The sequence below is a fragment of the Streptomyces sp. NPDC057623 genome, from assembly GCF_042800355.1.
GTDB lineage: Bacteria > Actinomycetota > Actinomycetes > Streptomycetales > Streptomycetaceae > Streptomyces.
Map to the genome: position 1 here is coordinate 67362 of NZ_JBHVGZ010000046.1, position 13403 is coordinate 80764.

Below are 13403 nucleotides of genomic sequence, written 5' to 3' on the forward strand. Positions count from 1 at the left end.
GTCGGCTAAGCCTCCCCCTGTCCGGGACCTGCACACACCGGGGCGGGTCCGGGCAGGATGACATCGGGCAGCGCCTCGCGTCGCCCGGATTTCCGGGCGGCTCAGCCGTGCCCCAGTCCGCCCCCGCCGAAGGAACCGCTCTTTCCGGGCAGCCAGCGCTTGCGGTGCTGGTCGTCGCTGCGCCTGCTGCTCGCATGGTGCAGCTCGTGCGGCAGGAGCCGTTCCCTGCCCTCGGCGTGCGGCACTTCGTCCGGCTCCCTGAGCTCGCGCATCTCATGGACCGGACCGGTGTCGGGAAGATGTGGCTGCTCCTCGGGAGTGGGCCGGGGCAGCTCTCGATCACGGACCCGCATGCCGAGCTGCACGGCCCAGACCAGTGCGCCGGCGATGACCAGGCCACCAGCGAAGGCGGCGATCACGTTGAGTACCTCACTCGACGTGGCCGCTACTACGAACGTCGCTGTACTCATGCCCCAATTATCACCGAAACGGACGAATAAGCTCCCCGTGGCACCTCGGAAGTGCTCGCACCGCTCCCGCCGACGGGTCTACGCGCGTTCCGCCGCGTCGTCCCGTTCGGTGAAGGCATCGTCCAGCTCGGTGAAAAGGGTCAGCTGGAGGGCGCCCGGCGCTTCCAGGCGGGAATTGAGGGAGTTCCAGGGAGTGCGGGTGGGCTCCGCGAGGACCTCGGCCCCGGCCGCCGCCAGCCGGGCCGTGGTGGCCGCGGAGTCGTCGACCTGGAAGGCGACCCGGACCTGCCCGGCCACCCGCCGGCCGACCTCGACCTCGTCGATGAACTCCGCGTGGTTCGGGTCGGTCAGCTCCAGCGTCGCCCGGCCCGCCTCGAGGATGGTGACCCGGCCGCCGGGGGAGGAGAACGCGGCGCGCTCGGGGAGTCCGAGCACGTCGCGGTAGAAGCGCAACGCCTCGTCGTAGTCGGCGGCCGTGACGACGAGGCGGAGCTCGCGGACGGGGGGTTCGGGCGGTGTGCCGGTGGCGGCAGCCGTACCGGTGGTGGCGGGTGTGCCGGTGGCCGGGGCGTCGGACATGTTCGGCTCCTCTTCGGCTCTGCGGCGGACTCGGTCGGAGTCGCACGCGGTCGGAGCCGGACTCGATCGGACGCGGCCGGGCTCCTCGACGGTCGTGCAGCGTGAACCCGCCCACCCGGGCCCGGGATTCCCGCCCGCCCCCGCTGCCTCGTCCGATCGGCGGAGCCGCACGGCGGCACGGACCGGTGGAGTCGGCCGTTCGGCCGAAGTGGGGCCGGGCCCGTCGGCGCGACAGTGGAGCCTGGTCCCCTCTGCCCCAGGAGTACGCCGATGTCTCAGCAGGACGGCGCCCGGTCCGGTACGACGGCCGGCGTGATCCGTGTCGTCATCGTCGACGACCAGGACATGGTGCGCTCCGGCTTCGCCGCCCTGCTCTCCGCGCAGAGCGACATCGACGTGGTCGGCGAGGCCCCGGACGGCGCGGCCGGAGTCGAGGTCGGCCGCCGCACCCATCCCGACGTGGTGCTGATGGACGTACGGATGCCCGGCATGAACGGCCTGGAGGCCGCGCGGCACCTCCTCCACCCGCCGCCCGGTGTCACCCACCGCCCGAAGGTGCTGATGCTCACCACCTTCGACCTCGACGACTACGTCCACGAGGCGCTGGCCGCCGGGGTCAGCGGCTTCCTCCTCAAGGACTCGCCGGTCGCCGAACTCCTGCACGCCGTACGGGTGGTGGCGGCCGGCGACGCGCTGCTCTCCCCGTCGGTCACCCGTCGCCTCATCGAGGACTACGCCGGGCGCCGCCCCGCCCGCCGCCGCGAGACCCGGCTGCGGCTGAACGGCCTCACCCCGCGCGAGACGGAGGTCCTGTACCTGGTCGCGCGGGGGCTGTCGAACACCGAGATCGCCGGGCAGCTGGTCGTGGCCGAGCAGACCGTGAAGACGCACATGACGCGTCTCATCGCCAAGCTCGACGCCCGCGACCGGGCCCAACTGGTCATCTTCGCCTACGAGTCGGGGCTCGTGAGCCCCGAGGACCGGCCCTGAACGCCGTCATACCCGAGTGCTGCACCGAGGTTGGCACCCCGGTGTGACGCATCCCCGCCGAGCGCCCTCCTACCGTCCCCGCGTCCCGCCCACGACGGCAACGACGGCACCCACGGAGCGCGCATGCACCCCCAGCCCCGAAAGATCGACCTCGACCGCGTCACCGGCCTCTACCGCACCTACGCCGAGGACCTCGACCGCGTCCGCGAGAAGCAGCGCCGGCTGCTCGCGCCGCCGAAGTCGATGAAGGCCCAGCTCGACGACATCGAGGCGGAGATCACGTATCTCCTGCTGCGGGAGAGCCGCCCCGAGACGGTCGTGGAGATCGGCACCTTCCACGGCTGGTCCACGACCTGGATACTCCAGGCCCTGCACGACAACGGCACCGGCCACCTCCACTCGTACGACATCACGGACAACGTCCTGCGAGGCGTCCCGGACCAGCTCGCCGCCGGGCGCTGGACCTTCACGCAGGGCGACGCCCGCGAGAACCTGGAGAAGATCCCCGACAACGCCGACTTCCTCTTCATCGACGCGGCGCACTCCGCCCGCTTCGCCCGCTGGTACCTCCAGCACCTGTTCCCGCGGCTGACGAGCGGCATCCCGGTCTGCGTCCACGACGTCTTCCACGGCCGCCGGGCGCTGCCGTTCACCGAGGGCGCGGTGGTGCTGCGCCGGCTGAACGAGCTCGGGACGCCGTACTTCACGGCGTCCCGAGCTCATGCCCCGGAGATCCACGACCGGCTGCGGGACGTCAAGCGGTCCATGGCGCTCGGCCTGCCCCTGCGGGACAGCCACGACAACCCCATGATCTTCTTCAACCTGCCCTGAGGGGGGCACTAGCCGGCCTTGGCCACCGCCCGCTCGGGCTCGCCCTCCGGAGCCGGCCGGCCGGGGACGGCGGGGCGCTGCTTCGGGATGAAGGTGGCGACCGCGAAGGCCAGCAGGGCCGCTCCGGCGCCGATGGCCATGACGACCTTGAAGCCGTTCTCCGAGGGCAGGGCGTAGCCGCCGAAGTCGGTGGTCATCTGGGCCAGGATGACGCCCGCGATGGCGCTGGCGAAGGAGGTGCCGAGCGAGCGCATCAGGGTGTTGAGGCTGTTGGCGGCGCCCGTCTGGGAGGGGTCGACGGCGCCCATGATCAGCGCGGGCAGCGCACCGTAGGTGAAGCCGACGCCGGCGCCGATGACGCAGGACACCAGGACCAGGTGCCAGACCTCGCTCATCAGCACGATGTTCAGCGCGTACCCGGCGGCCACGATCAGCGCGCCGATCATCAGGGTGACCTTGGGCCCCCTGGCCTTGGTGACGGCCGCGGACACCGCGGACATGGCCATCATCACCAGGCCCTGCGGGGCCAGCACCAGGCCGACGGTGAGCATCGACCTGCCGAGGCCGTAGCCGGTCTGCTCCGGCAGCTGGAGCAGCTGCGGCAGTACGAGCGACATCGCGAACATCGAGAAGCCGAGCGCGATCGAGGCCAGGTTGGTGAACAGCACCTGCGGCCGGGCGGTCGTCCGCAGATCGACCAGCGGCTGCTTCGCCCTCAGCTCCCACCAGCCCCAGGCCAGCAGGATCGCGACCGCTGCCGCGCCCAGCCCGAGGGTGGTACCGCTGGTCCAGCCCCAGTCGGCGCCCTTGGAGACGGCCAGCAGCAGCGAGACCAGTCCGGCCGACAGTCCGAGCGAGCCGACCAGGTCGAACCGGCCGCCGGTCCGCGCCTTCGACACCGGTACGACGACCAGGACCAGTAGGAAGGAGAGCACACCGAGGGCGGCGGAGACCCAGAACAGGATGTGCCAGTCCCAGTTGTCCGCGATGAACGCGGCGGCGGGCAGCCCGAGCGCGCCGCCGACGCCGAGCGAGGCACTCATCAGCGCGGTGGACCCGGCGAGGCGGTCGGCGGGAAGTTCGTCCCGCAGGATGCTGATCCCGAGCGGGACGACCGCGGCCGCCAGACCCTGAAGGGTGCGTCCGACGATCATCGGGACCAGGGCGTCGGCCAGTGCGCACACGACCGACCCGGTCACCAGCAGGGCGATGCTCGTCAGCAGCATCCGCCGCTTGCCGATCATGTCGCCGAGCCGTCCGACGACGGGCGTGGCCACGGCGGCCGCGAGCAGCGTCGCGGTGACCGCCCAGGCGGTGTCGGACGCCGACGCGTCCAGGAGTCTCGGCAGCTCCGGGACGATCGGGATGACCAGCGTCTGCATCAGCGAGACGACGATCCCGGCGAGGGCCAGCACCGCGACGACGGCGTTCGGCGCGGCGGACTTCCTCTCGGCGTCGGTGGGGCGGGTGAGTGCGTGGGACATGGCGGGGCCTCCGTCGAGGGAACGGTTCACGGTGGGGGTGGGTGGTTCGGTGGGCGGTTCGGCGGTTTCAGCGGGTGCCGAAGGCGGCGACGGCCTGTCCCACCGGACCCGGCGGCGGACAGGGGGCGATTCCGCCGCCGGGCCGGTGAACCGCGCCGTTCCCCGTCCCCACGGGGTCGGCGCGTCGGGGCCGTCCTCCGCTCAAGGCGGCCCCGAGCCGGGCCAGGCTCTTCGTTGCTTAACTTAGGCAAGCATAAATGAGTTACTTAAGTCAAGCAATCATTTGCGGTACGGTGGGGCCATGTCCGCACCGTCATCCGCGTCATCCGCGGCAGCGTTGCCCGTCTCGACGGACATCGTGGAGATCGAGAAGTGCCTGACCCGCGTCAGCTACCTGGCGGGACGGGCGAGACAGCACGAGTACCTGATGGCCATGGCCGGCGTGAACCTCGACCGGGCCGCAGTGGCGGTCCTGCGCCGCCTCGCCGAGAGCGAACCGATGCGGCCCGGCGTGCTGGCGGGGCTGCTGGCGGTGGAGGCGTCCCATGTCACGCGCCAGGTGCAGCAGTTGGAACGGGCCGGCTATGTGGTCCGGGCCGCCGACCCGCACGACCGGCGGGCCCGGCGCGTCGAACTCACCGACGCCGGCAGGGCGGCCGTGGACCGTTTCCGGGAGGCGAGCCGTGTCGGCATGGGCATGGCGCTGGCCGACTGGTCCGACGAGGACCTGCGACGGCTGGCCGAGCTCTTCCATCGCCTGGTCGACGACTTCGTCACCCACGCCGAGGTGCCCGCCGGCCTCGACCCCACCGCCTGACGCCCCTTCCCCACCCTCGCCGACCGCCGTCGCCGACGACCCTCCCCGTCGTTCCCTCGCCCCACTCATGAGCCCCCCGAGCCCCCTGAGAATCCTTCGCCCCACCCGCCTGACGAGCCCTTTCCGTCGGGCAGTGCCCCCCACACGGCCCCACACGAAGGGCGTCGCCATGAACGCGAACCTCTCGAACCTCCTGGAGAAACCCTCGTCGCCCCGCGGGGACGGACAGCGGGTCCTGGTCGTCGCCGACGATCCGGGAGACAGCGAACTGCTCAGCACCACCCTGGAGTTGGCCGGCTACCGGGTCGGCACGGCGGGCACCGGCGCGGAAGGGCTGACCCGGCTGACGGAGCACCCCTTCGACCTGGCGGTGTGGGACGCCGTCCTCCTCTCCCACCTCACGCATCCGCCCCACCCGCCCCGCGTCGCCGCGCGCCCGCCCCACCCCCCGCTGCTCTTCCTCACCACCTGCGACTCCCTGCACCGCCTGGTCCCCGAACTGGGGCCGGGCGAGAAGGACTACGTCACCAAGCCGCTCCGCATCGCCGAGGTCCTCGCCCGGGTCGACGTCCTGCTGCGCCGCCGACGCCCCGAACGGCAGACGGCCGTGCCCCGCTACGGCGACCTGGTCCTGGACGACGCGACCTGCCGCGCCAGCCGCGGCTCCCGCCCCCTCGACCTCACTCCCGCCGAGTACCGGCTGCTGCGTCATCTGCTCGTGCACGCCGAGTGCGTGCTGTCGAAGGAGCAGATCAGCCGCCATGTCTGGGAGGACTTCCGGGCCAACGAGGCGATCGAGAAGCTCGTCTCGCGGATGCGCCGCAAGGTGGACAGCGACCCCGGGGAACCTGCCCTGATCCATACGCGCCGGGGGTTCGGGTACTGGCTCGGCGGCGCCGGCTGACGTCACGGCCGCCTTCCGCTCACCGCCCAGGCCCGTGCGGTGAGCGGGACCGAGCCGTCCGGCGCGGCGGGGACCCTCGCGCGCAGGGCCTCGCGGAGCCGGTCGCGTGCGGCCGGGGCGAGGGAGGCGACGTAACCCGGGGCGGGGCCCTGGCCGGACCGGAACGGGTCCCACAGGTCGGCGAAGTCGGCGAAGACGGTGGGCACCTCGATCGCGGTCGTCGACACGGCGGTGAGTCCCGCGTCCGTCCACAGGCTGTGGAGCGGTCCGGGACGGCAGTCCGGGAAGCGGCGGCCCTCGTCCAGGGCGGCGGCGGCCGGGTCGGTCTCGGTGGCGGCGGACCAGAAGTGGCGAAGGAGGTCCATGCCGCCGCCGTAGTCCCAGACATACGCCGCGACGAGGCCGCCGGGACGGACGGAGCGGGTCAACTCGACCACGGCGGCGGCCTGTTGGGGCAGGAAGTTCAGCGTCAGGCCGCTGACCGCCACGTCGAACACGGCGTCCCGGACGGGCAGTGCCATGGCGTCCGCCACGAGGTGGCGCGGCGAGCCGGTCGCCCGGGCGGCAGCGCCCACGAACCTCTCGGAGCGGTCGCACCCCACGACCTCCCGGGGGCGGTGCCGCTCCGCCACGGCCGCCGACAGCACCCCCGTGCCACACCCCACGTCCAGCCAGCGCAGACCCTCCGCGCGGCCCAGCCACACGAGGAACTCCCGCGCGACGACCCGGCTCCACCGGCCCATGTACCGCTCGTAGGCGGCACCCGACGCCCACACGTCGAATCGCTGCTCTGCCATGTCCGTAACGATCCTCCGCGCCACCCGTGCCCGAAACCTCCAGGGGCCGGAACAGCGACCAATGAGGCACCGCGAGCGGCGACCGGCCGACACGCGTCCGTCGCGACGGTGGGCCGGGCGGGTCCTCGGGCGCGCCCACCTCGGTGCCGGTCGGGGCTGAGGTGGGCGCCTGCCGGGGTGTCAGCTTCCGTTCTTGCCGCGGAGCTTGTCCATCTCCTTGATCTCGGCGCTCTGGGCGGTGATGACGTCGTCGGCCAGTTCGGTCGCGGGGCCGTACTCGCCCTTCGCCTTCTCGCCCTCGGCCATCTCCACCGCGCCCTCGTGGTGCTCGACCATCAGCGTCAGGAAGAGGGCGTCGAAGGCCCTTCCGGCGGTCTTCGACAGCTCGGCCATGTCGTCCTCGCCCATCATCCCGGGCATGCCGGAGGCGTCGGACCCGCCGGAGTGGCCGGAGTGGTCCATGCCGGGGGAGGCCGACGGCACGTCCTCGCCCCAGGTCTTCAGCCACCCCGACATCGTCCTGATCTCCGGGTCCTGGGCCTTCTCGATGCGGGCGGCGAGGTCCTTGACCTGAGCCGAGGAGGCACGGTCGGCGGCCATCTCCGCCATCTCCAGGGCCTGCTGGTGGTGGGGGATCATGCCCTGCGCGAAGGAGACGTCCTGGGCGTTGTGGGCGCTGTGGCTCCTGTCCGCGCCGGAGCCGGTGTCCGGACGGTCGTGGTCGTCACCGCCGCACGCGGCGAGGACGAGGGCGGCGGTGACGGCGGTCGCGGCCAGCGCGGTGCGACGGGCCAGGGGACGGGCGCCGGCCACGCGGGTTCCGGTCATGCGGGCCCCGGTCGCACGGGTATCGGTCGCACGGGTATCGGTCGCACGGGTATCGGTCGTACGAGTGCTGGTCATGCTGGGAACTCCTGCGAGTACGTGGGTCGCCGCGCCCTCGGGGCGTGGCATGGGCATGGCTGATCGCCGTACGCCCGTGGCTGACGGGGACGGACGGCTCGGCCTTGTCCTAGGTCCGCAGGATCTGCAGTTCGGCCAGTGAGGGTGGCGCGCGCCCGCCCTCGGTCGCGGCGGCCACGGAACGGCCGTCGAGATCGCCCGCGGCCCTCGCTCCGCCCGGGTCGGGCGCCGGGGCCGGCAGCACGGGGCCCGCACCGACGGCGCCGGAGGCGCAGGTGGGGTCGGCGTGCTGGGCGTGCCCGCCACCCGAATCGGAGCCGTGGCAGACGGCCTCGTCGGTCATGGCCGTCGTATGGCCGCTCATGGCGCGCGCGGGCGCGTGATGCGGCGTCGCCGGGGAGGAGGCCGCGACCACGTTGCCGGGTCCGAGGGCGTGCATCCCGAACAGCCCGGCGAGCAGCCCGAGCAGCAGAAGCGTGCGCCACGGCCCCGTCATCGGGAGCCGTAGCGCACGGTGGTGCCGTGCACGGGCTGTCACGCCCTCATCGTACGTAGGCCGCGCGGGGCCGGTTCATCAGGTGACGGGCAGCGCGTCGTGCTTGAAGGGGAGTTCGGCCGGTTCGGCGGCGCCGCGCAGGGCTGCCCCGGTGTGGTGGGTGCCAGGAACAGGCCGGTGAGGGCGTCGGTCAGGGCCGTGGCCGTGGCCTCCCAGGACGGCGGGCGCGCACCGGTCCCGTCGGCGAGCGCCCGCTCCTGCTCGGCACAGGTGTGGGTGATCAACAGTCCTGCCATCCGCCCGCGTTCGGCACGGACCTCGGCGGGCAGGAAGTCCAGGCAGCGGCCGAGGCCGCGCAGGGCGCGCCGCAACGGTTCGCGGACGAGCGCCTCGTCGGCGACGAGTGCCCGCAGCACCGGATCGGTCATCACGAGCGCGGAGAAACGGGCGTGCCAGGAGGGGACGCCGAGCGAGTCGAGGTGCTCGGTGACGGGCCGCACCAGACAGGCGACCCAGTCCCGGACCTCAGGGGCGGCCGGTCCGGCGTCCATCTCGTCCAGCATCCGCGCCCGGACGAGCTCGATCGTCCCCGCGTTCCCGCGCATGATGGCGCGCACCAGCCCCGACTTGCCGCCGAAGTGGTAGCCCACGGCCGCGACATTGCCCTGCCCGGACGCTTCGCAGATCTGCCGGTTCGACACCGCCGCCAGTCCGTGCTCGGCGTAGAGCCGTTCGGCGGCGGCCATGATGGCTTCACGTGTCCCGGCGGAGCGTTCGGTGGTCACGGCGTTGTCGCTCATGCCGTCCACCCAAGTTAATACGCCTGCATTTGATCAAGCGGCTGACTTGAAAGCGCGCAGCAGAGTCCGAAACAGGCCGCCGACACCGTTCCCCGGCGACTTTGCCATCTCTTTACAACCCGCCCCGGCGCCGCGTCGTCTCTCCGCTCGACCTGTCACCCACAGCCGCCGGATACGCCAGTACCGCGCGGACCGCCGAAAGAGAGCGAATCGATGCGCCGAACCGTCCTCAGCGCCCTCACACTCACCTGCGCGGCCCTGTTCGCGACCGCCGCGCCCGCGTTCGCCCACAGCAGCGCCACCCCGACTCCGGTGCCCAGCGCGACGGACACCTCCCCCACGGAGGCGGCCACCCCGGCGCCCAGCGCCGAACCGACCCGCGCGCCGTCCTCCGCCCCCGAGCAGTCCGCGGCGCCCTCGGCCGAGCCGACCCGGCCCTCGGAGGGCCAGGTCTCCGTCGTACCGTCGGGGGCGCCCGACACCGGCGAGGCGCCTGCTTCGGGGTCCGGCAACGCACAGGCCGGGCTGATCGGCGGCGGCGCGGCGGCGCTGCTCGCCGCGGGGGGCGCGACGGCGTTCGTCGTACGGCGTCGGCGGGCGACCGGGGCGTGATGCCGTCGGCGAGGGACGCGCGGCCCCTCTCCAGGCGCGCCTTCGCCACGGCGGCGGTGGCCTCGGTGCTGGTGGGCTGCGGCGGCCAGGGAGCGGGGCAGGACGCGAGCGCGGGTTCCCGGCGGAGGCGGGAGGACGCGCAGGGGACCGCCGCGGAGCGCCCGTCCTCGGCGAACTCGTCGCGTGCGCTGGGCCATTCACCCCCCGTCCGGCTGCGGATCCCGGCGATCGAGGTCGACACCCCGGTCATCCGGCTGGGCCTGGCGCCGGACGGCACCGTCGAGGTGCCGCCGATCGCGGCCGACGACCGAGCCGGCTGGTACCGGCACTCGCCGACGCCGGGTCAGGTCGGCCCCTCGGTCCTCCTCGGCCATGTCACGGTGGGCGCTTACGGGGACGGCGTGTTCCGCGATCTGGCCCGGCTGCGCCGGGGTGACCGGATCGAGGCGCGCAGGAAGGACGGCACCACGGCGGAGTTCGCCGTCAGCGCCGTACGGACGGTGGCCAAGGCGGACTTCCCGGCGGACGACGTCTACGGGGACGTGGACCGTCCGGAGCTGCGGCTGATCACGTGCGGGGGCCCGCGGGAGGGCGAGGAGTACCGCGACAACGTGATCGTGTTCGCGAAGCTGAGCGCCACGTCCTCCTGAGGTCGGAACGTACGCCGACGGCCCGGCATCCCCACAAGTACCGTGCAGGTTTCCTCACGACCATGGAGAGCGTTGAAACGGTCCCGCGACAAGGCAGCGTCCGAGCTGTTCGCCGCCCTCTATCCGCGCCTCGCAGGCTGGTGCCGCCGTCTGGTCGACGACGACGAGACGGCCCACGAGATCGCCTCCGAGGCCTTCACCCGGCTCTGGGCCCGCTGGAGCCGGGTGGAGGAGCCGCGCGGCTTCCTCTACGTCACGGCGGCGAACCTGGTCCGGGACCACTGGCGCAAACTGGAGCGCGAACGGCGGGCGATGCGCCGGGCCACGGCGGAGGCGACGCTCAACTCCCACACGGAACAGGCGGACCCGTCCGTACGCCTGCTGGTCCAGTCCCTGCCCGAACGCCTGCGTACCCCGATCCTTCTCCACTACTACGCTGACATGCCGATCCGGGAGGTGTCCGTGCTGACCGGACGTAAGGAAGGAACCGTCAAGGCCGACCTCCACGCGGCCCGCGAACTGCTCCGCGTCCACCTGAGGAGAAGCCTTGACCACACGCTTTGACGACGACGTGGACGACCAGGAGCCGGGCCCCGACGACCCCCTCGCGGTGATCCTGCGCCCGTCCCCGGACCACCTCGCCCCGCCCCCCGGCAGTTACGAGGCGATCCGCCGCCGGGCGACCCGTCGGCGGCTGGTCCGTGCGTCGATCGGGGCGGCCCTGACCTGCGCCGCGGCCCTCCTGGTCGCGCTGCCCCTGCACGTGGGGACGTCCGACGGCCCGACCTCCCCCGCACCTCCGCTCGCCCCGCCGCCGGCGACGGACCGTACGACGCCCCCGGTCCCGTCGGCGGTCCCGAGCCCGTCGGTGTCCTCGCCCCGCACGGCATCGCCCACCCCTACGGTGTCCCGGGAGGCCGTGACCTCCGAGCCCACGCGGACCTCCCCCACCGAAGGGTCCCGGCCGCCGAGCAGTCCGGCTGGGCAGACACCCGCGCCGTCGGTGACACCGACGGCGCGGAGTGCGGGGGCGTCGGCGTCACCGACGAGGGGTGGCGTCAGCTGAAGGGAACGGCGTCCGCCGGGTCGGTGTGCCAGTTGGTGACGATCGGCTTGTCGACGGTGATGGTGCCCACCGGCAGGGAGACCGGGTTCTGGTCGTCGTCACCGACGGCGACGATGATGCTGTCCAGTTCCTTGCCACCGTCCGTGTTGGTGGACTTCGGGTTCACCCCGGCGTAGGCGGCGGTGCTCCCGCTCAGCTTGATCTGCTCACCGACGGACTGCTCCGCGGGGCCCGCCTCGGTGCCGTCGGATCCGAACGCAACGGTCGGCAGCGCCGCGGGCAGCCAGCAGGTGATCCCCGACTTCGCCTTCGCGGTGATCAGGATGTAACCGCCGCCCTGGGTCTCGGACTTGGTGCTCCAGGAGATGTCGTTGGCGCCGCAGACCTGCTCGACCGGCTCCTTCTCGCCGTTGCCGGTGTCGGCGCCGGAGCCGGCCCCGTCCTCGGTTCCCTTGCCCGTCGTTCCGGAGTCCTTGTCGCTGCCCTGGCCGCTGCCCGGGGTCGACGAGCCGGACGGGGTGGTGGACGAAGAGCCCTGCGCGGCACTGGTGTCCGTGGCCTTGTCGGTGGCGGTGTCCGAGTCCTGGCACGCGGTCATCAGCATGGCGCCGCCGACGATTGCTGCGGAGACGAGGAAGGCCTTGCGACGCTTGCCGGACATGAGAATCCCCTTGGTCATCAGTGGTCGAGGCCGAAGCTGTTCGGCTTCTTTGTTGATTACTTGATCACTATGAGGGGGCTGAGAGCCGTGGGGTGCCCGGCGTCGTCGTTCCAGGACAGCGTTGTCACAGGCTGGTGACATGATCGCGACGAGTGCGTCAGCCGTGCCGGGTCAGCGTGCCGCGAACTGGACCCGGGTCGGCTGCGCGACGTCCGGGCTGATCGAGATCCCTTCGACCGTCAGCGCCTCCCCGTAGATGTCCGTGATCCTGATCGCGCCCCCGCACCCGCTCCCCCGCTCGGAGAGGAAGTAGTTGTATTCCGTGCGGGGCAGCTGTCGCCAGCCGCTGGCGTCGCGGACCTCCAGCCGGGCCAGGGGGTTGCGGTGGCCAGTCGCCTGGATGCCGCACCAGTGGCTGCTGGAGCCCGTCTTGTAGCGGATCGAGATCTTGTCGGACGTCTCGGGGCTCAGCAGGCTCCAGGTGATCGGGACACGGCCGGTCGAAGGGGCCGCGAGCCTGGCGAACGCCTCGGCGCTCAGGTCGAGTTGGCCGGGAGCGCAGGGCAGGGGGCACTCGTTGGTGACGCGGACTGTCACGGAGGCGCCGCCGGCCGCGCGGACCAGGACATGGGCACCGCAGGCCTTGGCGGTCTCGTAGTCCGTGTGGTTCATCGCCGCCGTCATGACGTCGTCGGTGGGGCCGTACAGACAGGCGCCGTCACCGTTTCCGGTGTCGTAGAAGGTGGCGACTCCTTCGTAGACGGTGCCCGGGCGGATACGTCCCGCCAGCGGTGCCGAGCCCGACGCCCGCTGCGGCGTGGTGCTCTCGGCCGAGGAGCGTGCCGGTGCGCTGGTGGCCCTCGTCGCCGTGGGGCCCGGAGACGCCTTGGACGGCTTCGGCTTCGAGGTCGGGGTCGGGGTCGGGGTCGGGCTCTGTGTCGTCGGTGAAGGTGCCGACCGGCTGCCGGTGGTGGGCGCGGTCGTGGTGTGACCGGCCGTGGCCGCGCCGTCGGGGCGCAGGGCCATGAGCAGGGATGCGGCGAGGGCGACGGCTGCCACGACCACGGCGGGGACGAGGGCGTTGCGCCACTTGCTGGGGGACCTGCGGTGGGAAGGGGATGCCACGGGAGAGTCCTTACGTCCTTACGCCCGCGCGTGGATGTGGGTGCGTGTAGGTGGGCGGGGGCGCCCGCGCGGGGGTCGCCCGTGTGTCAGTGGGCGCCGCGGGCGGAAAGGTTGCCGGGTCCGGGCCACCGGTCCCCGGGTACGGAAATTCCTTGCCGGCCCGGCGCGGCGCGGCGCGGCCCGGCGCGGCCCGGCGCGGCCCGGCCCGGCGCGGCCCC

The 13403-nt window shown here is 72.7% G+C and carries 17 protein-coding genes; 8 read left to right on the forward strand and 9 right to left on the reverse strand.

All coding sequences use genetic code 11. The features are described from left to right. Positions 1–101 precede the first annotated feature (101 nt). Both ACFU95_RS34325 and ACFU95_RS34330 read right to left on the reverse strand, forming a co-directional pair. The gene (locus ACFU95_RS34325; RefSeq protein ID WP_383835969.1) at positions 102–470 is read right to left on the reverse strand and encodes a DUF6479 family protein; all 369 of its coding nucleotides are present in this window, start codon (positions 468–470) and stop codon (positions 102–104) included. A gap of 78 nt (positions 471–548) precedes the next feature. Next, complete coding sequence (locus tag ACFU95_RS34330; protein ID WP_383835973.1) at positions 549–1049, reverse strand: VOC family protein; 501 nt, start codon at positions 1047–1049, stop codon at positions 549–551. A 270-nt stretch (positions 1050–1319) separates the two neighbouring features. On the opposite strand from ACFU95_RS34330, the gene ACFU95_RS34335 reads away from it, so the two are divergent. Both ACFU95_RS34335 and ACFU95_RS34340 read left to right on the forward strand, forming a co-directional pair. Further along, complete coding sequence (locus tag ACFU95_RS34335; protein WP_383835976.1) at positions 1320–2039, forward strand: response regulator; 720 nt, start codon at positions 1320–1322, stop codon at positions 2037–2039. 123 nt (positions 2040–2162) lie between these two features. Beyond that, positions 2163–2870 (forward strand): class I SAM-dependent methyltransferase, encoded by a 708-nt coding sequence (locus ACFU95_RS34340; RefSeq protein WP_383835979.1) that lies wholly within the window; start codon positions 2163–2165, stop codon positions 2868–2870. A gap of 8 nt (positions 2871–2878) precedes the next feature. On the opposite strand, the gene ACFU95_RS34345 is transcribed toward ACFU95_RS34340, so the two are convergent. Beyond that, entirely contained in the window at positions 2879–4354 is a 1476-nt protein-coding gene (locus tag ACFU95_RS34345) for an MFS transporter (RefSeq protein WP_383835982.1), read from the reverse strand. Between the two features lie 301 nt (positions 4355–4655). On the opposite strand from ACFU95_RS34345, the gene ACFU95_RS34350 reads away from it, so the two are divergent. After that, on the forward strand, positions 4656–5171 hold the full coding sequence (locus ACFU95_RS34350; RefSeq protein ID WP_383835986.1) for a MarR family winged helix-turn-helix transcriptional regulator: 516 nt from the start codon (positions 4656–4658) through the stop codon (positions 5169–5171). Positions 5172–5340: 169 nt separating this feature from the next. Continuing rightward, positions 5341–6075: a response regulator transcription factor gene (locus tag ACFU95_RS34355; RefSeq protein WP_383835989.1), complete on the forward strand. Its 735-nt coding sequence runs from the start codon at positions 5341–5343 to the stop codon at positions 6073–6075. 2 nt (positions 6076–6077) lie between these two features. Here ACFU95_RS34355 and ACFU95_RS34360 read toward each other — a convergent pair whose 3' ends face one another. The 4 genes from ACFU95_RS34360 to ACFU95_RS34375 all read right to left on the reverse strand — a co-directional run bounded on the left by ACFU95_RS34360 (position 6078) and on the right by ACFU95_RS34375 (position 9071). Beyond that, positions 6078–6872 (reverse strand): class I SAM-dependent methyltransferase, encoded by a 795-nt coding sequence (locus ACFU95_RS34360; RefSeq protein WP_383835992.1) that lies wholly within the window; start codon positions 6870–6872, stop codon positions 6078–6080. Positions 6873–7052: 180 nt separating this feature from the next. Then, complete coding sequence (locus ACFU95_RS34365) at positions 7053–7700, reverse strand: DUF305 domain-containing protein (protein WP_383835995.1); 648 nt, start codon at positions 7698–7700, stop codon at positions 7053–7055. Positions 7701–7884: 184 nt separating this feature from the next. Further along, complete coding sequence (locus ACFU95_RS34370) at positions 7885–8313, reverse strand: DUF6153 family protein (RefSeq protein WP_383835998.1); 429 nt, start codon at positions 8311–8313, stop codon at positions 7885–7887. Continuing rightward, on the reverse strand, positions 8310–9071 hold the full coding sequence (locus tag ACFU95_RS34375; protein WP_383836001.1) for a TetR/AcrR family transcriptional regulator: 762 nt from the start codon (positions 9069–9071) through the stop codon (positions 8310–8312). Before ACFU95_RS34375 ends, ACFU95_RS34370 begins: the two co-directional genes overlap by 4 nt. 213 nt (positions 9072–9284) lie before the next feature. Here ACFU95_RS34375 and ACFU95_RS34380 point away from each other — a divergent pair, with 213 nt between their 5' ends. The 4 genes from ACFU95_RS34380 to ACFU95_RS34395 all read left to right on the forward strand — a co-directional run bounded on the left by ACFU95_RS34380 (position 9285) and on the right by ACFU95_RS34395 (position 11399). After that, positions 9285–9683, forward strand: a complete 399-nt coding sequence (locus ACFU95_RS34380; protein ID WP_383836004.1) for a sortase-dependent protein — start codon at positions 9285–9287, stop codon at positions 9681–9683. Further along, on the forward strand, positions 9683–10333 hold the full coding sequence (locus ACFU95_RS34385) for a class F sortase (protein ID WP_383836007.1): 651 nt from the start codon (positions 9683–9685) through the stop codon (positions 10331–10333). The genes ACFU95_RS34380 and ACFU95_RS34385 overlap by 1 nt, the downstream gene beginning before the upstream one ends. A 72-nt stretch (positions 10334–10405) precedes the next feature. Next, the gene (locus tag ACFU95_RS34390; protein ID WP_383836010.1) at positions 10406–10897 is read left to right on the forward strand and encodes an RNA polymerase sigma factor; all 492 of its coding nucleotides are present in this window, start codon (positions 10406–10408) and stop codon (positions 10895–10897) included. Continuing rightward, positions 10881–11399 (forward strand): hypothetical protein, encoded by a 519-nt coding sequence (locus ACFU95_RS34395; protein WP_383836013.1) that lies wholly within the window; start codon positions 10881–10883, stop codon positions 11397–11399. Before ACFU95_RS34390 ends, ACFU95_RS34395 begins: the two co-directional genes overlap by 17 nt. Here the strand turns inward: ACFU95_RS34395 and ACFU95_RS34400 are convergent. Then, positions 11392–12060, reverse strand: coding sequence for a DUF4232 domain-containing protein (locus tag ACFU95_RS34400; RefSeq protein ID WP_383836016.1), 669 nt, complete (start codon positions 12058–12060; stop codon positions 11392–11394). The genes ACFU95_RS34395 and ACFU95_RS34400 overlap by 8 nt on opposite strands. A 171-nt stretch (positions 12061–12231) precedes the next feature. Continuing rightward, positions 12232–13185 (reverse strand): expansin EXLX1 family cellulose-binding protein, encoded by a 954-nt coding sequence (locus ACFU95_RS34405; RefSeq protein WP_383836019.1) that lies wholly within the window; start codon positions 13183–13185, stop codon positions 12232–12234. Positions 13186–13403: the final 218 nt, after the last annotated feature.